The organism is Pseudomonas sp. GW704-F2 (assembly GCF_059423025.1).
On sequence record NZ_JBWKXO010000015.1, the window covers coordinates 126,148 to 147,625 of the forward strand.

A 21,478-nucleotide genomic window follows, 5' to 3' on the forward strand; every position below is an offset into this window, starting at 1 on the left:
GTCAAATCGCCTCTAGTTCGCTCAAAAAGTCACGAAGGTCGTCGAAATCTTGCGCGCTGCCGGCGCGGAAGGCGGCAGCGGCCTGCACGTAGGCGCGCAGGGTTTCGGTCTGGAACACTTCCACCAGCGGCACTTCCAGGCCCAGCTCGGCCTGGACCCGCGAGGTGATCTGGATCGCCAGCAACGAGTGGCCGCCGACCTCGAAGAAGTTGTCGTTCAGGCCCACATTCGGCAGGCGCAGCACCTCGGCCCAGATCGCGGCGATCTGCTGTTCCAGCTCGGTTTCGGGGGCGACGTAGGCCTGTTGCATCAGGCTCGCGTCCGGCTCGGGCAGGCCCTTGCGGTCGAGTTTGCCGTTGGGGGTCAGCGGCATTTGCGCCAGGAACATGAAGTGCGCGGGTACCATGTAATCCGGCAGGCGAGTTTTCAGGGCGCGGCGCAGGGTGTCGCGCCACTCGGCGTGGTTGGCCAGGCTGGCATCTGCCGGCACCACGTAGGCCACCAGTTGCTTGCCGGTCGGGCCTTCCTGAGCCACCACCACGGTTTCGCCGACGCTGTCCTGCTCGCGCAGCCGCGCTTCGATCTCGCCCAGTTCGATACGGAAACCGCGGATTTTCACCTGGTGGTCGACACGGCCGAGGTAATCCACCACGCCATCCGGGCGGCCACGGGTCAGGTCGCCGCTGCGGTACACGCGGCTGCCGGGTTTGCCGAACGGGTCGGGGACGAAGCGTTCGGCGGTGAGTGCCGGGCGCTCCAGATACCCACGCGCCACGCCCTCGCCGCCCAGGTACAGCTCGCCAGCGACGCCGATGGGTTGCAGGTTGAGTTGGGCGTCGAGGATGTAGCCGCTGCGGTTGCCCAACAGCGTGCCGATCGGTGCGTACACGGCGCCGCAGGGATCGCCCTTGCGTGCTTTCCACAGCAACGGCGTGACCACGGTTTCGGTCGGGCCGTAGCCGTTGAACAGGTAGGTCGGCTTTAGCGCACGCCAGGCCAGGTCATAGCTCGCTTGCGCCACCGCGTCACCGCCAAAGCAATACACGCGCACCTTCGGCGGATTACCGTCGCGCTCGGCATGCTCGGCCAGTTGTTGCAGATACACCGGCGGGAACACGGCCATGGTCACGTTGTGACGGTGCATTTGCGCGTAGGTGTATTCCGGCAGCCACAGGCTGTCATCGCGGATCAGCACGCTGGCGCCGTTGATCAGCGGGTGCATCCAGCCTTCGTGGGAGCCGTCGAAAGCGAAGGACATGAAGTGCAATTCGCAATCGGTCGGGCCGGTTTCGTAGCGTTCGCCGGTGGCGATGATATGCGCCACCAGCGGACCGTGGGCCACCGCCACGCCCTTGGGCATGCCGGTGGAGCCGGAGGTGTAGATCACGTAGGCGAGGTTGTCGCCGTCCAGAGCTACCGACGGCACAGTGTCGCTGAAGCCGCTCCAGGCTTCGGTGCAGTCGATAGCGAGCGTATCCAGGCCTTCGGCAATCGGCAGTTGCTGCTGCACGGCGGTATGGGTCAACAGCAGCTTGGCGCGGCTGTCCTGCATCATGTACAGCAGGCGATCGCGTGGGTATTCGACGTCCAGCGGCACATAAACGCCGCCAGCTTTCAGCACCGCAAGGAACGCCACCATGATCTCCGCACTGCGCGGCATGGCAATCGCCACGCGCACTTCCGGGCCGACGCCACGGGCGATCAACGCACGGGCCAACTGGTTGGCCTGGCGATCCAGCGCGCCGTAGGTCAGGGTTTGCGTGTCGAACTTGATCGCGATTGCCTGCGGGTTTTCCCGCGCACGCTCGGCCACCAACTCGTGTACCAGGCGCTGGGCCGGGAAGCCGGCGTCGGATTGATTCCACAACTGCAGGATGTGCCGCTGTTCATCCCCGTCCAGCAGGTTCAACTGGCCGAGGGTCTGCTGCGGATCGGCGACCATCGCCTGCAACAGGTTCTGCCAGTGGCCGGCCATGCGTGCGATGGTCGCCGGGGCGAACAGGTCGGTGGCGTAGCTCAGGGACGCACGCAACAGCGTCTGGCTTTCCTCGACGTCCAGCGCCAGGTCGAACTGGGCGACGCCTTCATCCCAACTCAGGACCTCGACGTCAAGCTCGGTGAGGCGCTGCCAATGGCTATCGACCGACGTCACGCGGTGGTTGAACAACACCTGGAACAGCGGGCTCAGGCTCAGGCTGCGCTCGGGCTGCAAGGCCTCCACCAACTGCTCGAACGGCAGGTCCTGATGGGCCTGGGCCTCAAGGGAGCGTTGACGCGTCTGGTGCAGCAAGTGCTCGACGCTCATCTGTCCGTGAATGTCGGCCTTGAGCACCTGGGTGTTGACGAAGAAGCCGATCAGCCCTTCGGTTTCCAGGCGATTGCGGTTGGCAATCGGCACGCCGACGCGCACGTCCTCCTGACCGCTGTAGCGGTGCAGCAAGGCCTGGTACGACGCCAGCAACACCATCGGCAACGTCACCCCGGTGCGCTGTGCCAGGCTGCGCAAACCGGCGAGCAACGGCGCCGCCAGCTCAATACCCAGGCGCGCGCCACGGTGGCTTTGCAGCGCTGGGCGCGGGTAGTCGACCGGCAATTCCAGAACCGGTTGCACACCGCCCAGTTGCTCACGCCAGTAAGCCAGTTGACGCGCGGTCTCACCGGCCTCCATCCATTGACGCTGCCACAGGGCGTAGTCGGCGTACTGGATCGGCAAGGCCGGCAGGTGCGGCGTGGTCCCCTGGCTGAACGCGGCGTAGAGCTGCACCAGTTCTTCGACCATCAGTTGCATCGACCAGCCATCCGAGACGATATGGTGCTGCACCAGCACCAGCACGTGGTCATCCTCAGCCAGACGCAGCAACGTGACCCGCAGCAACGGCCCGCGCAGCAGGTCGAACGGACGCGCGACCTCGGCAGCGACCTGCGCCTTGAGCCCGGCTTCGTCGCTGTCGGCCTGGTCGACGTCGATCAGGCCCGATTCTTCAATCACTTGCCGTGTGCCGCTGGCGTCCTGATGCAGATGGGTGCGCAGGCTTTCGTGGCGCGCCAGCAAGGTGTCGAAACTGCGTTGCAGCGCGGCCAGGTCCAGCGTGCCTTTCAGGCGCAAGGCGCTGGGGATGTGGTACGCGGCGCTGTGCGGGTCGAGTTGCCAGAGGAACCATTGGCGTTCCTGGGCATAGGACAGTGGCAACGGTTGGGTGCGGTCGGCCTTGAGCATGGCCGGTGCGACCACGCCCTCCTCGCCCAGCGCCGCGACGAAGTCACCCAGCGCCGGGTGTTCGAACAGGGTCTTGAGCGCCACTTCCAGCGTCAGCGCCTGGCGGACCCGCGACACCACGCGGGTGGCCAGCAGCGAATGCCCGCCCAGCTCGAAGAAGTGGTCGTCGAGGCCGACATGAGGTACGCCCAGCACCTCGGCCCAGATCGCCGCCACCTGCTGTTGGCGCAGTGTGACGGGAGCGACATGGCCTTTTAGCAACAGGCTGGCGTCCACGCTGGGCAAAGCCTTGCGGTCGAGCTTGCCGTTGGGGGTCAAGGGCAGGCTGTCGAGGCACATCAGGTACGCCGGCACCATGTAGTCCGGCAAACGCTCGCGCAAGGCGGCTTGGTAGACCTGCGGCGTCTGTGGGGCGGAGGTCACCAGATAGGCGATCAAGCGGTCGTTGTCGGCCAGCACCACGGCTTCGCGCACGCCGGGGTGTTCGCGCAGGCAGGCTTCGATTTCGCCCAGTTCGATACGGAAACCGCGCACCTTGACCTGCTGGTCGACCCGGCCGATGTACTCCACCACGCCGTGGTCGCGGTAGCGCGCCAGGTCACCGGTACGGTACAGGCGTTCGCCCGGCGCGCCATAAGGGTTGGGCACGAAGCGTTCGGCGGTGAGGGCCGGCCGTGCGTGGTAACCGCGCGCCAGGCCGACACCGCCGATCAGTAGCTCACCGGCCGCGCCCAACGGGCATGGGCTGAGCCCGGCGTTGAGGATGAACAACGCGGTATTGGCAATCGGCCGCCCGACAAAAGGCTGCGGCGCCAACAGCCGATGGGCCGCCGACCAGATGGTGGTTTCCGTGGGGCCATACAGGTTCCACACCGGGCCTTGCAGATCGAGCAGACGCTGGGCCAGGTCGGCCGGCAGCGCTTCGCCGCCGCACAGCGCCTTGATGCCATGCAGCCGCTCGGCACGCGGGCTGTCCAGCAGCATGCGCCAGGTCGACGGCGTGGCTTGCAGCACGTTGGCGCGCTGGTGGTGCGCCAGGTCGATAATCGCCTCCGGGTCGAGGGCCAGGGCCTGCTCGCTCAGCAGCACCGTGGCGCCAACCGTCAGCGGCACGTACAGCTCCAGGGCGAAGATGTCGAACGAGAACGTGGTCAGCGACAGCACCCGCGCCTCCCGGTCGATGTCCAGGCTGGCGGCCATGCCGCTGGTGAAGCTGCACAGCCCGCGGTGGCGCACCATCACGCCCTTGGGCTGGCCGGTGGAGCCGGAGGTGTAGATCACGTAGGCCAGGTGTTCCGGGCTGAGGTCCACTTGCGGGTTGTGTTCGCCAGCGTCGCTGTCATCGACCAGCAGCACGTGCAGGCCTTGCGGTTGCGCCAGTCGGCCGATCAGCGCTGGCTGGGTCAGCAGCACCCGGGCGCGGCTGTCTTCGAGCATGAACGCCAGGCGCTCCGCCGGGAACTGCGGGTCGAGCGGCACATAGGCGCCACCGGCCTTGAGGGTCGCCAGCAGGCCGACCGCCATGTCCAGGGAACGCTCTACATGCACCGCCACCAGCACGTCCGGGCCGACACCCGCCGCGATCAGGCGGTGGGCCAGGCGATTGGCGCGGCGGTTGAGTTCGGCATAACTCAAGGCGTCGTCGTTGAATTGCACAGCGATGGTGTCGGGCTGGGCCAGGGCCTGCGCTTCGAACAGCTGATGCACACAGCGCTCGCGGGGGTAATCGAAGGCCGTGTGGTTCCACGCTTCGAGCATCTGCCGCCACTGCGCCGCGCTGAGCAGCGCCAGCTCGTCCAGGGGTTGGGAGGCATCGCGCACCACGGCGCGCAGCAGGTTCTGCCAATGCTCGGCCAGGCGCTCGATGGTCGCCGGTTCGAACAGGTCGGTGGCGTAGGTCAACGCAGCCCAGAGGCCATCGGCCGACTCCTCGGTTTCCAGGTTGAGGTCGAACTGGGTGCTGTGGCCGGTCCAATCCACCGGTTGCAGGTCCAGGCCAGGCAACTGCAGCGGGCCGGCGCGCAGGTTGTCCTGATGATTGAACATCACTTGGAACAACGGGTTATGGCTGAGGCTGCGCTCCGGTTGCAGCGCTTCCACCAGTTGTTCGAAGGGCAAGTCCTGATGGGCCTGGGCCTCCACCGCACGTTGCTTGACCTGGGCCAGCAAGCGGTCGAAGCCCATCTGCCCATGCAGCTCGGCCTGCAGCACCTGGGTGTTGACGAAGAAGCCGATCAGCCGCTCGGTTTCCAGGCGATTGCGGTTGGCGATCGGCACCCCGACACGGATCGCGGACTGGCCGCTGTAGCGAAACAGCAAGGTCTGGAATGCGGCGAGCAGCAGCATGAACAGGGTCACGTCCTGACGCTGGGCAAGGGCCTTGAGTTCGGCGACCAGCGCGGCGTCCAGATGCAGTTGTCGGCGCGCGCCGCGATGGCTTTGCAGCGCCGGACGCGGGTGGTCCAGGGGCAGCTCCAGCAGCGGATGTTCGCTGCCCAGGCGGGCGCACCAATAATCGAGTTGGCGCTGTTTCTCCCCGGCGGCCATCCACTCGCGTTGCCACTGGGCATAGTCGGCATAGTGCAGCGGCAACGCCGGCAACGGCGCCTGGCCCTGATACAGGGCCAGCAGTTCGTCGACCATCACCTGCATCGACCCACCATCGGAGATGATGTGGTGCTGGGTGATTACCAGCACATGGTGCTCCGCTTCGACGTGCAGCAACGTGACGCGCATCAGCGGGCCGTTGACCAGGTCGAACGGGCGCTGGATCTCCTGTGCCACCGTCGCTTCGATCGCGGCTGCGGCGATGTGCTGATGCGCCAGTGCAATCGCCAGGTCGGGGTGGATCACCTGCCAAGTCTGCTCGCCCTCCTCCACGAAGGTGGTGCGCAGCGGTTCATGACGCTGCACCAGGGCGCGGAAAGCGTGTTCCAGCGCAGCGATATCCAACGGGCCGCGCAGGTGCAGTGCGGCGGGGACGTGATAGGCGGCGCTGGTCGGGTCCAGTTGCCAGAGGAACCATTGGCGCTCCTGGGCGAACGACAACGCCAACGGCCGGTCACGCCCGGCCGCCTGCAGCGTCGGTGCCGTGTCGCCCTGCACGCCGGCGCACGCGGTCGCGAAGGCCTCCAGCGTCGGCTGCTCGAACAGCGCGCGCAACGGCACTTCCAGCTTGAGGTCATGGCGCACGCGGGAGATCACCTGGGTGGCCAGCAACGAATGGCCGCCGCGCTCGAAGAAATGGTCATCGAGCCCCACACGCTCGACCTGCAACACCGCTTGCCAGATCGCCGCCAACCGGATCGCCAGCGGGCTGTGCGGGGCGCGGTGGGCCTGTCGGGGCTGGTTCAGGTCCGGCGCCGGCAGTGCGCGGCGGTCCAGCTTGCCGTTGTTGTTCAACGGCAAGGCATCGAGCACCACCCACTGCGCCGGCACCATGTAGTCGGGCAACACACGGTGCAAGGTCGCCGCCAGCGCCTGGGTGTCCAGGCGCTGGCCCTGGGTCGGCACCACGTAGGCCACCAATTGCGCACCCACGGCGCCCGGCTGCGCGATGACTGCCACCTCACGCACCTGCGGCAAGCCTTGCAGGCTGGCCTCAATTTCGCCGATTTCGATACGGAAACCGCGAATCTTCACCTGATGATCGATGCGCCCGACGTACTCCAACGCACCGGCCTGGTTGTAACGGGCCAGGTCGCCACTGCGGTAGAGCCGCGCCCCCGGCACGGCGGAAAACGGGTCCGGCAGGAAGCGCTCGGCCGTCAGCGCCGGGCGGTCGAAATAGCCCTGGGCCAGGCCGTACTCGGCACCGATGCACAGCTCGCCGACGCCCTCGGTGGCCAGCAGCTCGAACGCACTGTCGAGCACATACAGCGAACGGCCTTCGATGGCTTGGCCGATGGGCACGCCGAACGCGTCACTGGCATCGAGCAACTGGCAGTCATGCACGCTGGACACCACCGTGGCCTCGGTCGGCCCATAGGTGTTGACCAGCCGCACGTGGCCCAGGCCGGCGGCGTGCCAGGCGCGCAGGCCTTCCACCGACATGGCTTCGCCGCCCACATGCACCTGGCGCAGATTGCCCAGGGCGCGGTGTTCGACCGCACATTCCTTGGCCAGCAGGTACCAGTACGCCGCCGGCAAGTCAGCGAGGGTCACGCCCTGCTCGACGATTTCCCGCGCCAGTTGCCCGGCGTCCCACAGTTCATCGCCACGCATGATCAACGCAGCGCCCACACACAGCGGCGGGTAGCACTGCTCGACAAAGCCGTCGAAGCTGAACGTGGCGAACTGCAGTACACGGTCCGCTGCACACAGCCGGCTGTAGACCGCGGCGCTGTCGCAGAACTGGCCGAGGGCGGCGTGATCGATGGCCACGCCCTTGGGTTGGCCGGTGGAGCCGGAGGTGTAGATCACGTAGGCCAGGTCGGCGGCGCCCACGTGGCTGGGCGGATTGGCGCGCGGGTAAGCGGCCAACTCAGCGCCGGATGCGCTGAAGTCCACACGGATCAGACCTTGCGGCAGCGGCAGGTCGGCGAGCAGCCCGGTTTCGCTGAGCAGCAGGTCCACACGACTGTCCGCCAGCATGTAGGCCAGGCGTTCGTTGGGGTATTTCGGGTCCAGCGGCACATAGGCGGCGCCGCTTTTAAGTACCGCCAGCAGACTGACGATCAACTGCGGGCCACGTCGGCAGGCCAGGCCCACGCGCTGCCCAGGCCCCACGCCCAGCGCCAGCAGGCGATGGGCCAGGCGGTTGGCGTGGTCGTTGAGCTGGGCATAGCTCAAGCGCGCTTCGCCGGCCTGCACCGCCAGCGCATCCGGGGTGGCGGCGGCCTGGGCGGCAATGCGTTGATGCACGTGCAGCTCACGTAGGGCCGCTCCGGGTGCCCGGCCCAGGGCGAGCATGTCGCGCTGCGTGGTGGGGTCGAGCAGGCGCAAGTTGCCGAGCGGCGCCTGCGCATCGACGAGCAGTTGCACCAGCAGGTGCTGCAGGTTGGCGCTCAATCGCGCGACCTGATCGGCACTGAAACGCGCGCGGTCGTAGCTCCATTCCAGGCGCAGGCTGGCCCCCAGCTCAATCCCCAGGGTCAGCGGGTAGTGGGTGCGTTCATGGTTGTGCAGGCGGCCGAAGGTCAGGCCTGCGGGCGCGCCCTGTTTCAGGGCTTCGGCCACCGGGAAGTTTTCGAACACCAGCAAGGTGTCGAACAACGCGCCCTGCTGGCCCGCCCAGCCCTGGATGTCGTAGAGCGGCACATGTTCGTGATCGCGCAGGCTCAGGTTCAGCGCTTGCAGCTCGCTGAGCCAGCACGCGGCCGATTGGGCCGGCGCGGCCACGCTGACGAGCGGCAAGGTGTTGATAAACAGGCCCAGTTGCTGCTCGATCCCCGGCAGCGGCGCCGAACGCCCGGCGACGGTGGCACCGAACGCCACGCAATCCTGGCCGGTGTAGCGCTGCAGCAACAGGCTCCACGCCCCTTGCAGCAAGGTGTTGAGGGTGATTTTCTGGCGGCGGGCAAACTCGCCGAGCGCTTGGGTGAAGTCGCTGTCGAGCACCACCCGATGGTCAGCCATCCCTGTGGCGTGGGCCGGCCCGCGCAGCGCCTCCGCCAGCAAGGTGGGCGCTTGCAACGGCGCCAGCGTGGCTTTCCAGAAGGCTTCGCCCGACCCTTGTTGTTGCAGCCAACCCAGATAATCGCGGAACTGTCCCAGCGGTGCCGGCACGGTATGGCCGGCATAGTGGGCGATGACTTCGCCCAGCAATTGGGCGTTGCTCCAGCCATCCATCAGGATGTGGTGGCTGGTGAAAATCAGCTGCCAGGTCGCGCCGGCACCGCGTACCAGCAACAGGCGAAACAGCGGCGCCGCGTCGAGCGCGAAGCCCTTGTCGCGCTCGGCTGCGGCGAGGGCCTCGACGTCGGCGTCGAGGTCTTCGATGACTTGCAACGGCAAGTCGACCTGCCGCTGGATCAACTGATGGGCACTGTCCAGGCCCAGCCAGTGGAAGCTGCTGCGCAGGATGTCATGCCGCTCCAGCGCGGCCTGCCAGGCGCGACCGAACGCCAAAAGATCGAGGCCGCCGATGTCCAGGCGCAACTGGTTGATATAGGCCTGGGCCTCGGGCTCGTACAGGCTGTGGAACAGCATGCCCTGCTGCATCGGCGACAGCGGGTAGAGATCGACAATGGCCGGTCCCGCGACGGGCAGCCCATCCAACTGGCGCTGAGTCAGACGCGCCAACGGGAAGTCCGACGGGGTGACCTGCCCTGCCGGCGTGGCACAACAATGCACGATCAGGGCCTTGAGTTCCGCCGTATAGTCATCCGCCAGGCGCTGGATTGTCGCAGCCTCGAACATTTCACGGCTGAAGCCCCATTGCAGGGTCAATTCCCCGCCGTACACCTGCCCTTCCAGCGTCAACCAGTTGGCCAGCGGCGCTTCGGGGTCCTGGGCCTGACCGCTGCCGCAAGTGGCGGGTACGAACAGCGCCGATTGGTTGAACTGGCGATCGAACTGGCCCAGGTAGTTGAAGGTGATGCGCGGCGCGGCAAGGCTTGATAGGGCTTCGCGGGCGTCCGGTGTGCCGAGGTAACGCAACAGGCCGTAGCCGATGCCTTTATCGGGCACGCCCCGCAGTTGCTCCTTGACCGACTTGATCGCATCCGCCAACCCGCCCTCGGCCTGCAGGCGCAGCGGGAACAGGCTGGTGAACCAACCGACGGTACGGCTCAGGTCGACATTGTCGAACAGGTCTTCACGGCCATGGCCTTCCAGCTGGATCAGCGCAGCCGTCTGGCCGCTCCACCGGCAGATCACCCGCACCAATGCGCTCAGCAGCAGGTCGTTGACCTGGGTGCGATAGGCGGCCGGGGCGTCTTGCAGCAGTTGACGGGTGTGTTCGGCGTCAAGGCGGATTTCCAGCTTGGCGCCCAGGCGATTTTGCAGGCCGCCTTGCGGGTTGTCGCAAGGCAAATCGGCGTCGGCCGTCTGCGCCTGCCAGTACGCCAGTTGCGCGTTGAGGGTCTGTGCATGGGCCTGCAACTGCCGGGCCCACACTTGGTAGGCGCAGGTCTTGGCCGGCAGCGGCGCAGCGCCGTAAGCCTGTTGCAGGTCTTCGAGCAGGATGCGCCAGGACACGCCGTCCACCACCAGGTGATGGACCACCAGCAACAGGCGCTGGGTACCGTCGGCCATGCTCACCAGGGCGGCGCGCAGCAGCGGGCCTTGTTCAAGATCGAGGCTGCGCTGGGCCGCCTCGCAGAGTGCGGCCAGTTCTGTGTCGTCGCTGGCGTGGGACTGCCACAATCCGGGCGCGGCGATCGGCGCGGCATGGGTTTGCTGCCAGCCTTCGGCCTGCTCGACAAAGCGCAGGCGCAAAGCGTCGTGATGATTGATCACCTGGGTCAAGGCCGCGTCGAGACGCGCAGGCTCCAGGGCTTCGCGCGGGATCAACAGCAACGACTGGTTCCAATGCTCGCGCACCGGGATGGCCTGGGCGAAGAAGCTCTGCTGCACCGGGGTCAGCATCACCTCACCGCTGACCGGGCCCTGGTCGACGCTCGCGGCCTGCTCGAAGGTCGCCACCAACGCCAGGCTGCGCACGCTCTGGTACTGGAACAGGTCGCGCGGGCTGAGGCGAATGCCTGCCTGGCGCGCGCGGCTGACCACTTGGATGGAGATGATCGAATCGCCGCCCAGCTCGAAAAAATTGTCGTCCAGGCCGACCTGCGGGATGCCGAGCACATCGCCCCAGATTGCGGCCAGCCCCTGCTGCACGGGGCTTTGCGGGGCGCTATAGGCCTGCTGCGCGGCGGCGTCCGGCACGGGCAGCGCTTTGCGATCCAGCTTGCCATTGGCGGTCACCGGCAATTGGTCCAGGTGCAGCATATGGGTCGGCACCATGTACTCCGGCAGGCTGCCGAGCAGCCACGCCTTGAGGTCGGTGGGCGCTTCGCCTTCCAACACCAGGTAGGCCACCAGGTGCTTGCCGCCCTGCACCAGCACCACCGCCTCACGCACGCCGGGATGCTGCAGCAGGCGCGTCTCGATTTCACCCAGTTCGATGCGCAGGCCGCGCAGTTTGACCTGATGATCGAGACGGCCGAGGTACTCGATCACGCCGTCGGCCCGCTGGCGCACGCGGTCGCCAGTGCGGTACACACGTGCGCCGTCAGCGAACGGGCTGGGCACGAAACGCTCGGCGGTCAGGGCCGCACGCCGGTGGTAACTGCGCGCCAGGCCGCTGCCGCCCAGGTAGAGCTCGCCGGAGACGCCGGCCGGCACCGGGTTGAGCTGGGCGTCGAGCACGTAGGTGTGGAGGTTGGCGATCGGGCGGCCGATGGGCACGCTGTCGGCGCCTTCATCGACACAGCTCCAGTGGGTCACGTCGATGGCCGCTTCGGTCGGGCCATAGAGGTTGAACAGAGCGGCCTGTGGCAGTTTGGCGAACACTTGGCTCTGCGCATCCAACGGCAAGGCCTCGCCGCTGCAGACGATGCGCTTGAGGCCGGTGCAGGCCTGCACGCCCGGCTCATGGATAAACGCCTGGAGCATCGATGGCACGAAATGCACGGTGGTGATCGCGTGTCGGCCGATGGTCGCGATCAGGCGCGCCGGCTCGCGGTGTTCGCCAGGGGCCGCGACCACCAGGCGCGCACCGGTCATCAACGGCCAGAAGAACTCCCACACCGACACGTCGAAGCTGAACGGGGTTTTCTGCAGCACCGCATCGCTGGCCTCCAGCGTGTAGGCCTGTTGCATCCAGCACAGGCGGTTGACCAGCGCACGATGGCTGTTGCCGGCGCCCTTGGGTTGGCCGGTGGAGCCGGAGGTGTAGATCACATACGCGAGGTTCAGCCCGTGAATCGCCACGGCGGGCGCTTCGCAGCTGTAGCCGTCGAGCCACAGCGCGGGCGCGTCCAGGGCAATCACCTGGACAGCCACGACCGGCAGCGACGGCAGCAGGCTTTGCTGGCTGAGCAGCAGCTGGATGCCGCTGTCTTCGATCATGTAGGCCAGGCGTTCCGGAGGATATTCGGGGTCGAGCGGGACATAGGCAGCGCCGGCTTTGAGAATCCCCAGCAGGCCGACCACCATTTCGATCGAGCGCTCGATGCAAAGACCCACCAAGGCATCGGGGCCAACCCCCTGCTCGCGCAAGGCATGGGCCAGCTGGTTGGCGCGGGCGTCGAGCTGGGCGTAGGTCAGCGTGGTCGCACCGAACACCAGCGCCGGCGCCTCCGGCGTGGCGCGCACCTGGTCTTCGATCAACTGATGAATGCCGCGCTCGCTCGGATAGGCCTGCGCGGTCTGGTTCCAGGCGCTCACCAGGACCTGCTGCTCATCGGCGGCGAGCATCGGCAACTCACCGACGCGCTGCTCGCCATCGGCGACCATGGCCTGCAACAGGCTGATCCAGTGCCGTGCCATGCGTGCAATGGACGGCGCGTCGAACAAGTCGTTGGCGTAGGTCAGCGCGGCATGCAGGGTGCCGGACTGTTCGTAGGTGTCGAGGGTCAGGTCGAACTGGGTGGTGCGGCCCTGCCACTCCACCGCAGCCAGTTCCAGGCCGGAGGCCGTGCGGATCGAGGCGATGTCGGCCACCACCGGCTGGTGGTTGTACATCACCTGGAACAACGGTGTATGGCTCAGGCTGCGCTCGACGTTCAGCGCTTCCACCAGGCGTTCGAAGGGCAAGTCCTGATGGGCCTGGGCGCCCAGGGCATGCTCCTTGATGGCATGCAGCAGCTCGCTGACGCGGGTTTGCCCGGTCAGTTCGGTGCGCAGCACTTGGGTGTTGACGAAGAAACCGATCAGCCCTTCGACTTCGGTCCGGTTGCGGTTGGCGATCGGCACGCCGACGCGGATGTCGCCCTGGCCGGTGTAGCGATGCAGCAGCACATTGAACGCACCGAGCAGCAGCATGAACAGCGTGACGTTGTGTGTTTGCGCACAGCTGCGCAGTTGCGCGGCCAGATCCGGATCGATCGCGAAGGTGTGGCGCGTGCCCCTGTAGCTGGGCATGGCCGGGCGTGGGCGGTCGCTGGGCAATTCCAGAACCGGATGCTCATCACCCAGCCGCGCTTGCCAGTATTCCAGCTGACGCGCCTGCTCCCCCGCTTCCAGCCAGCGGCGTTGCCACAGGGCATAGTCGCTGTACTGGATCGGCAGCGCCGGCAGTTGCGGCGCCTCATTGCACTCATGCGCGTCGTAGAAACGGATGAACTCGTCGATCAAGACGTTCATCGACCAGCCATCGGAGACGATGTGGTGCAGGGTCAGCAGCAGCACGTGTTCCTGCTCGTCGAGTTTCAACAGCTGCACGCGCAGCAGCGGACCGTGCTCCAGATCGAACGGCAGCAGCGACTGGCGGGTGGCCGCGGCGTTGACGGCCTGCTCGCGTTCGGCGGGGGCCAGGTCGCTCAGGTCGTGCTGCTCGATCGCCAGCGCCGGCTGTGCCGCCACCTGCGCCAGACGCTCGTCGGCCTGGCGCTGGAACACCGTGCGCAGGGTTTCATGACGCTCGACCAGGCTGGCGAACGCCTGCTGCATCGCGCCAAGGTTCAGCGCGCCCTTGAGCCGCACGGCGCCCGGCAGGTTGTAGGCGCCGCTGGCCGGGTCCAACTGCCAGAGAAACCACATGCGTTGCTGTGCGTAGGACAGCGCATCGCGGTCCTCCACATCCACCCCGGCAGGAATCGGAAACCGCGAAAAATCCACCCCTTCCTTCTGCAACGCCTGGAGGAACAGCTGGCGTTTTTCCAGGGGCAACCCGATAAACCGGCGAGCAAGTTTCAAGGAGTCTTCAGCATTCATTTCTTGGAGTCCGGAGCAATAGGCGGGAAGCACAAAGGCACGTCGTCCCTATAAAACGAACCGGAGAGGGAAAAATTAGCGGGGGGATGGCGGCGCGGAGCGAGGTGTCATCAAGGGTTACATCAATCCCAGGAACGACAGAGGAACCCGAGCTAGCATTGACGGACACCACTTTTTGCAACTACATTTAGTTACACGCAGGGAACGCCGTGTCCAAAAATGAAAAGCTGCTCGCCAAACTGCTCAACGAGCAAATGGCATTTACCTGGCCCGAGCTCGTCACGCTGCTGCGTCGTCTTGGCTACACACAGATTGAAGGGGCGGGAAGCCGCGTCAAGTTCGACATCGGCGACCCCAGTGCAATGATCACCTTGCACAAGCCTCACCCCGGCAATGAACTGAAACACTACATTCGGCGCCAGATCATCGAACAATTGAAATCAGGAGAACTGATTCAGTGAACAACCAATTGAAACACCAAGGCTACATCGGCTCCATCGAAGCCAGCCTCGAAGACAACTGCCTGTTCGGCAAGATCCTGTTTATCAAGGCGCTGGTGAGCTACGAAGGGAAAACCGTCGCCGAACTGGATGCGGCATTTCGTGAGGCGGTGGACGACTATCTCGCCACCTGCCTGGCCCTTGGGCAAACACCGGAAAAACCATGCAAGGGTTCATTCAACGTGCGGGTCGGGCATGACCTTCATCTGGCCGCAGCCCTGGAAGCTACACGCAAGAAGGTGACCCTGAACGACCTGACACGCCAAGCGCTGAGTGAGTTCCTGCTACATCACTGCGCCAAACCCACCCCCGCGATCGGCTGACTATCCCAGCCACCGATACCCCAACACCGCCGAACCCAACACCACCGCCCCCGCCGCCAGCGCCACCCAGAACCCGCTGGCCGCGCCGAAGTGGTCGATCATCCAGCCGGAGCTGGCGGCGCCGATGGCCACGCCGATGCTCAGGCCGGTGATCAGCCAGGTCATGCCTTCGGTCAACCGGCTCGGTGGCACGATCCGCTCCACCAGGGCCATGGACACGATCAGGGTCGGGGCGAAGAACAGCCCGGAGATGAAGATCGCCACGGCCAGGCCGGGGATGTTGGTGACCAGCAGCAACGGCAAGGTGGTCAGCGCCGTGGCGACACCACAGCACAGGAACTGCCGGGGCAACGGCGCCTTGAGTTTCAACGTACCGAACGCCAACCCCGCCAGGCACGAACCGATGGCATACACCGACAACACAATGCTCGCCGCCGCCGGTTGGCCCTGGTGCTGGGCGAAAGCGACGCTGACCACATCCACTACCCCGACAATCACGCCCATGGCCAGCAGCAGGATCATCAGGATCAACACCGAGGGCGAAGCGATCAGCCAGCGCCCGTGATGATCATGGCGCTCATGCACGGGCGGCTCGGTCTGGCGTTGCATCACGAACACCGTGACACCGACCGCCAACAGCAACGCCGCCAGCAAAGGCCCGGCCTCGGGAAACAGCACCACGCACAACCCCACCGAGATCGGCGGGCCGATGATAAAGCACACCTCATCGAGCACCGACTCCAGGGCAAACGCGGTCTGGAGCTTGGGCTGGCCGCGGTACAGCTCGGTCCAGCGCGCCCGGACCATGGCTGACATGTTGGGCATGCAACCGGCCAGCGCGGCGAACACGAACAACGCCCAGTTCGGCGCCTGCAAACGCGTACACAGCAACAGCAACAACAACGCACCGCCGCCGATCAGCGCGGCGATCGGCAGTACCCTGCCCTGGCTGTAGCGGTCAACCAGCCGCGATACCTGCGGCGCGCAAAATGCCGTAGCCAAAGCGAACACCGCCGCCACCGAGCCGGCCATGCCGTAGCCGCCATGCACCTGCGAGAGCATGGTGATCAAGCCGATGCCGGTCATGGAGATGGGCATGCGCGCGAGCATGCCGGCCAGTACGAACGCCCGGGCGCCGGGCGCCTGGAACAACTCGGCGTAGGGGTTTGCCATGATTGAAACGCCTTCTTTCCTTGATTTGCGCAACCTTTTATCACACCAGCCGTGTGATCTGTTTATGCCGCCACACCAACCGGTAATACGCGGTCTGCAAGCCGAGCATCGCCAGGTACGTCACCGGAAACGCCATCCACACCCCTTCCAGGCCGTACCGCGCATTGAGCAGGTAGGCCACCGGCAATTCCACGCCGAGCACACAGAAGATCGAAATCGCCACCGGGATCAGCACCACGCCGCTGGCGCGCATGATCCCGCCTATCACGGCCTGGAAGCCGAACACCAGGATGCTCCACAGCATGATATGCAGCAGGTGTTCGGCCTTGATCCGCGCGGCGTCGTCGGTGATGAACAGGCCGAGCAACCAGGGCGACAACAGGTAGCCGAGCAGGATCAGGCCGCCAGTCAGGCAGGTATTGATCAGCAACCCGGTGCGCAGGATCGGCCCGATCCGTTCCAGGCGCCCGGCACCGATGGCCTGGGCGCCGAGGATCGAGGCGGTGATGGCAATCGACAGCGCCGGAAACTGCACGTAGTTGACGATCTGCGTCACCGCGCCATAGGCCGCCGTTGCCTGGGAACCGTGGTGGTTGACCAAGGCCAGGATGACCAATTCGGATAATGACAGCACCACCATCTGTAGCCCGGTGGGCAGCCCGATGCGCAGGACTTTGCCGAGAATCACCCGGTCCAGCCGCAAGGCCGCGAGCAATGCGCGGTCCGGCGCCATCACGTGGTTTTTATGCCGCAGGCGCAGCACCAGAAACAGCATCGCCGCGGCGTTACCCACCAGGCCGGCATACACCGCACTCTGGATGCCCATGGGCGGCAGGCCGATCCAGCCGCGGATCAGCGCCGGCGTCAGCAGCAGACCGACGAATGTCGAGACCATCAGCGCCAGCAGCGGCGAAATCGTGTCGCTGACGCCGCGCAGCAGCTGGGTATAGAGGATAAACACCAACAACAGCGGCATGATCAGCATCATCACCTGGGCATAACCTACCGCGTCATCCAGCACATCCAGCGGCGTGCCCAGCGCCAGTAACGCCGGACGCGCAAACAGGCTGCCAAGCACCGCTGCCACCAAACCCACCAGCGCGCCAAGGGTCAGGGTGGCGCCGGTGATCGCCTTGACCATCGAGGTTTCCCGGGCTCCCCAGGCCTGGCCGATCAACACCGAGGCCCCCGCCCCCAGGCCGATCACCAGGGCGATAAAGAAAAACACGATGGGGAACATCCCCGACACCGCCGCCAACGCCTGGGTACCGAGCATTTGCCCGACATAGATGCCATTGAGCGTGCCGGTAAAGCTCTGCAGAAAATTGGACAGCACCATCGGTGCGAGGAAGACCAGGTAGATCTGCCATAGCGGGCGTTGTTGGGTCACTTCCATGGTAGTTCGAGTCCCTGGATGATGATCAGGCAGTGAAAGCGTTGCGCGACAGCCAGGCCAGGTACGTCTGCACGTCCACCGGCCAGAGCGCGATCTTGTTGGAAAAGTCTGCGGCGTTGTGGGCAAACAGCGCCCGCGAGGCCTCTTCGAAACCCGGCAGGTCACCGCCGATGGCGCTCATGAAGCGATAGCTGGCCTCTTTGGCCTGGCGCATTTGATCACGACTGGCATGGGCATTGCGCGCTTCATCCACCAACCGCCGCAACGCAGCCGACGCGCCGCCACGCTGCTGGCTCAACCACTCCCAATGGCGCGGTAGCAAAGTCACTTCGCGGGCGACCACGCCCAGCTTGGGGCGCCCGACCGCAGGGGACGTCGGCGGCTCATCTGGTGCCTCTGCGGGCGCGGGTAGCTCGGGTGCATAACCCGGGGGCCAAGGGTAATCGACCTGGGTGCCGGTGGCATCGTCGAATACCAGGAAGCTGCCGGCCGGCAGATCAAGGTCTGCCAACGCCTGGGCAACGTGGGCATAGGGACCGTCCGTCACACGTCGGTGATGAACGAAAGCGGTGCAGCGAGGGGGATGTTGAGAGTCCATGATTTATACCCGGGTAGTATTTATTTTACCCGGGTTATATTAGAGGGGAATTTTCAGACTGCAAGTCTTATTGCGCAGAACTACCGAGCGTATGCCCTACCTCGCGGTTTTTCCGTGGCCGTCATGGGGCAATTGCCCGACCGGGCAGGCGGCGACGCCCACGGTGCCGCGGGTGATTTTCTCCACGTTCTCCTGGGCTTTTTGCGCATCGAGCACCCAGGTGCGGTAGAACTCGAACGGGCAATCGGCCACGCCTTTGTCGCCATCGCCCGAAGCATGCATACCGGTGTAGCCGCGGTGCAGCAGCTTGAACAGGTGGTTCTGCGACTGGTCATTGGCGCGCGCATCGCGGATCTGCGACACCGATAGCTGGGCGTACTGGATGCCCATCTCCTCTTCGCCGCATTCGCCTAGCGTGCGCCCGTCAAAACCGATGATCGCCGAGTGACCGAAGTACGAATACACACCATCGAACCCGGCGGCGTTGGCCACCGCCACGTAGCAGTTATTGGCCCAGGCCATGCTCTTGGACATCAGCACCTGCTGCTCCTTGGCCGGGTACATATAGCCCTGGCAGCGCACGATCAACTCGGCGCCCTTCATCGCGCAATCGCGCCAGATCTCCGGATAGTTGCCGTCATCGCAGATGATCAGGCTGATCTGCATGCCTTTGGGCCCATCGCAGACGTAGGTGCGGTCGCCCGGGTACCAGCCTTCGATGGGGCACCAGGGAATGCACTTGCGATAACGCTGCACGATCTCGCCGAGGTTATTGATCAGCACCAGGGTGTTATAGGGCGCCTTGTGCGGATGCTCTTCATGACGCTCGCCGGTCAGCGAAAACACGCCCCAGGTGTTGGCCTGGCGACACGCGGCGGAGAAGATCGCGGTTTCTTCGCCGGGGATGCTTGCGGCGGTGGCCATCATCTCGTCGTGGTCGTACATGATGCCCATGGTGCTGTATTCCGGGAACACCACCAGGTCCATGCCCGGCAGGCCCTGCTTCATGCCGAGGATCATCTCGGCAATCTTCTTCGCATTCTCGATGACCTCGGCCTTGCTGTGCAGGCGCGGCATCTTGTAGTTCACCACCGCGACACCGACGGTGTCCGGGCTGCTGGAAATATCGCCATGACGCATTGCAATGCTCCTGGTCTAGTGACTGATCATCCACGGCCGTGGACCGGTCTTGGTCTTGAGGCCCAGCGGGTTGGCCTTGCTCGGCAGCACCTTTTTGCTGGTGCCGCAGCAACTGCAACCGGCCGGGTGGCGACGGTTTTCCTGGTACTCGCCGACCGTTTGCGGCGCGTTGGCGCTGCGCTCGTTGCCGGCGATGGCCTTGCGCTGGTTGGTCGACAGCAGTTGCAAGGCCGGGGCCGACACCTGCAACGGCCCTCCCGGCCCGGCGCAGTACGGGCACTGGCTGGGTTCGTTGCGCTGGGCGATCGGCCGCAACATCGTGAACGTGCCGCACGCCTCGCAGGCGTATTCGTAGGTCGGCATGGCTACAGGTCCGGTGCGATGGGCAGGTCGACGCTGCCGTCGAGGAACTTGGTGGGGCCGTTGGCGTTGGGGTTGATGTCGAACTCGAAGATTTCCGTAGGCAGCCACAAGGTCGCGCACGCATTCGGAATATCCACCACACCGCTGATATGCCCTTGTACCGGTGCCGAGCCGAGCAGCGCATAGCCCTGGGCCGGTGAGTAGCCGAACTTGGTCAGGTAGTTGATCGCATTCAGACACGCCTGGCGGTAGGCAATGTTGACGTCCAGGTAGTGCTGCTGACCCTGCTCGTCCACCGAGATGCCTTCGAAGATCAGGTAATTCTTGTAGTTCGGCGTGATCGGGCTCGGTTTGAACACCGGGTTCTTGATCCCGTACTTGGCCATGCCGCCCTTGATCAGCTCGACCTTCATATGCACCCAGCCGGCCATTTCGATGGCGCCGCAAAAGGTGATTTCGCCGTCGCCCTGGCTGAAGTGCAAGTCGCCCACCGACAGCCCGGCGCCCTTGACATAGACCGGGAAGAAGATCTTCGAGCCGCGGGACAAATCCTTGATATCGCAGTTACCGCCATGCTCACGCGGCGGCACGGTGCGCGCGCCGGTGGCGGCGGCATCGTCGCGGGCCTGGCCCTTGAGCTTGCCCATGTGCGCGGTGGCGGCCAGCGGCGCGTTGGCCAGCGGCGGGACACGGGTCGGGTTGGTGTCGATCAGTTCCTGTTCGCGACGGTTCCAGTCGGCGAGCATCACCGGGTCCGGCAGGCAGCCGATCAGGCCAGGGTGGATCAGGCCGGCGAAGTTCACCCCTGGAATATGCCGCGAGCTGGTGAACATGCCCTTGAAGTCCCAGATCGCCTTTTGCGCACTGGGGAAGTGATCGGTGAGAAAGCCACCGCCGTTCTGCCGCGAGAAAAAGCCGTTGAAGCCCCACTGGGAATCGGCCTTGGCGCCGATGTCGAGCAGGTCCACCACCAGCAAATCGCCCGGCTCGGCGCCGTGCACACCCACCGGGCCCGACAGGTAATGCACGGTGGACAGGTCCACATCGCGCACGTCGCTGGCGTCGTCGTTGTTCTTGATCGCGCCAGCGGTCCAGTCGTAGGTTTCGAGGATGAAGTCATCGCCCGGCTTGACCCAGCAGGCCATCGGGATATCCGGGTGCCAACGGTTGTGGATCTGCTCGTTCTCGGTGACGGGTTGGTTGAGGTCGACTTTGATCAGCGTTTCGGTCATGGACTGGCTCCTGGACGGATGGCTTGTGGCGTTGAAACCAGTCTCGTGGAGCGAGGTAAAACGGGAAATACGTTGGATGACGTATGGCTCTGCCAGAGAGTGAAACCCAAACAAAAATGTAGGAGCTGGCTTGCCAGCGAAGGTCGTTAACGATGACGCGCGGCGCCAGGATGAACGCGGCGCCTGGGCGTTTTTCGCCGGCAAGCCGGCTCCTACAGGTGGGTTCGCAGCCCTGCTTTTCTGTAGGAGCTGGCTTGCCAGCGAAGGTTGTTAACGATGACGCGCGTCGCCAGGATGAACGCGGCGCCTGGGCGTTTTCTACAGGTGGGTTCGCAGCCCTGTTTTTCTGTAGGAGCTGGCTTGCCAGCGATGGTCGTTAACGATAACGCGCGTCGCCAGGATGAACGCGGCGCCTGGGCGTTTTTCGCCGGCAAGCCGGCTCCTACAGGTGGCTTCACAGCCCTGCGTTTCTGTAGGAGCTGGCTTGCCAGCGAAGGTCGTTAACGATGACGCACATCGCCAGGATGAACGCGGCGCCTGGGCGTTTTTCGCCGGCAAGCCGGCTCCTACAGGTCGGTTCGCAGCCCTGCTTTTCTGTAGGAGCTGGCTTGCCAGCGAAGGTCGTTAACGATGACGCGCATCGCCAGGATGAACGCGGCGCCTGGGCGTTTTTCGCCGGCAAGCCGGCTCCTACAGGGGGGTTCGCAGCCCTGCTTTT

Annotated in this window: 9 protein-coding genes; 2 read left to right on the forward strand and 7 right to left on the reverse strand. The window is 65.2% G+C overall.

Annotated elements, in window-relative coordinates; genetic code table 11:
- Window position 1: 1 nt before the first annotated feature.
- A complete protein-coding gene (locus tag AC07W0_RS15085; protein ID WP_207234909.1) occupies window positions 2-14,035 on the reverse strand; it encodes a non-ribosomal peptide synthase/polyketide synthase in 14,034 nt (4,677 codons plus the stop codon).
- A 209-nt stretch (window positions 14,036-14,244) separates the two neighbouring features.
- On the opposite strand from AC07W0_RS15085, the gene AC07W0_RS15090 reads away from it, so the two are divergent.
- Complete coding sequence (locus AC07W0_RS15090) at window positions 14,245-14,496, forward strand: type II toxin-antitoxin system HicA family toxin (protein WP_027607491.1); 252 nt, start codon at window positions 14,245-14,247, stop codon at window positions 14,494-14,496.
- The gene (locus AC07W0_RS15095; protein ID WP_046488352.1) at window positions 14,493-14,858 is read left to right on the forward strand and encodes a type II toxin-antitoxin system HicB family antitoxin; all 366 of its coding nucleotides are present in this window, start codon (window positions 14,493-14,495) and stop codon (window positions 14,856-14,858) included. Before AC07W0_RS15090 ends, AC07W0_RS15095 begins: the two co-directional genes overlap by 4 nt.
- On the opposite strand, the gene AC07W0_RS15100 is transcribed toward AC07W0_RS15095, so the two are convergent.
- The 6 genes from AC07W0_RS15100 to fmdA all read right to left on the reverse strand — a co-directional run bounded on the left by AC07W0_RS15100 (window position 14,859) and on the right by fmdA (window position 20,760).
- Window positions 14,859-16,031 (reverse strand): MFS transporter, encoded by a 1,173-nt coding sequence (locus tag AC07W0_RS15100; RefSeq protein WP_102618867.1) that lies wholly within the window; start codon window positions 16,029-16,031, stop codon window positions 14,859-14,861.
- A gap of 40 nt (window positions 16,032-16,071) precedes the next feature.
- Window positions 16,072-17,427 carry an MATE family efflux transporter gene (locus AC07W0_RS15105; protein ID WP_102618868.1) on the reverse strand — a complete coding sequence of 452 codons (1,356 nt, stop codon included), beginning with the start codon at window positions 17,425-17,427 and terminating at the stop codon, window positions 16,072-16,074.
- A gap of 25 nt (window positions 17,428-17,452) precedes the next feature.
- Window positions 17,453-18,025: a DUF2239 family protein gene (locus AC07W0_RS15110; protein ID WP_102618869.1), complete on the reverse strand. Its 573-nt coding sequence runs from the start codon at window positions 18,023-18,025 to the stop codon at window positions 17,453-17,455.
- Window positions 18,026-18,121: 96 nt separating this feature from the next.
- Window positions 18,122-19,165 carry an aliphatic amidase gene (locus AC07W0_RS15115; RefSeq protein WP_046383750.1) on the reverse strand — a complete coding sequence of 348 codons (1,044 nt, stop codon included), beginning with the start codon at window positions 19,163-19,165 and terminating at the stop codon, window positions 18,122-18,124.
- A gap of 15 nt (window positions 19,166-19,180) precedes the next feature.
- Window positions 19,181-19,528 (reverse strand): FmdB family zinc ribbon protein, encoded by a 348-nt coding sequence (locus AC07W0_RS15120; RefSeq protein ID WP_046383751.1) that lies wholly within the window; start codon window positions 19,526-19,528, stop codon window positions 19,181-19,183.
- Between the two features lie 2 nt (window positions 19,529-19,530).
- Window positions 19,531-20,760: a formamidase gene (gene fmdA / locus AC07W0_RS15125; RefSeq protein ID WP_046383752.1), complete on the reverse strand. Its 1,230-nt coding sequence runs from the start codon at window positions 20,758-20,760 to the stop codon at window positions 19,531-19,533.
- Between the last annotated feature and the right edge of the window lie 718 nt (window positions 20,761-21,478).

Excerpts from the sequence above, each read along its gene's own strand:
- AC07W0_RS15115 (WP_046383750.1), bottom strand. The coding sequence starts at position 19,165 with ATGCGTCATGGCGATATTTCCAGCAGCCCGGACACCGTCGGTGTCGCG.
- fmdA (WP_046383752.1), bottom strand. The coding sequence starts at position 20,760 with ATGACCGAAACGCTGATCAAAGTCGACCTCAACCAACCCGTCACCGAG.
- AC07W0_RS15110 (WP_102618869.1), bottom strand. The coding sequence starts at position 18,025 with ATGGACTCTCAACATCCCCCTCGCTGCACCGCTTTCGTTCATCACCGA.
- AC07W0_RS15105 (WP_102618868.1), bottom strand. The coding sequence starts at position 17,427 with ATGGAAGTGACCCAACAACGCCCGCTATGGCAGATCTACCTGGTCTTC.
- AC07W0_RS15085 (WP_207234909.1), bottom strand. The coding sequence starts at position 14,035 with ATGAATGCTGAAGACTCCTTGAAACTTGCTCGCCGGTTTATCGGGTTG.
- AC07W0_RS15100 (WP_102618867.1), bottom strand. The coding sequence starts at position 16,031 with ATGGCAAACCCCTACGCCGAGTTGTTCCAGGCGCCCGGCGCCCGGGCG.
- AC07W0_RS15120 (WP_046383751.1), bottom strand. The coding sequence starts at position 19,528 with ATGCCGACCTACGAATACGCCTGCGAGGCGTGCGGCACGTTCACGATG.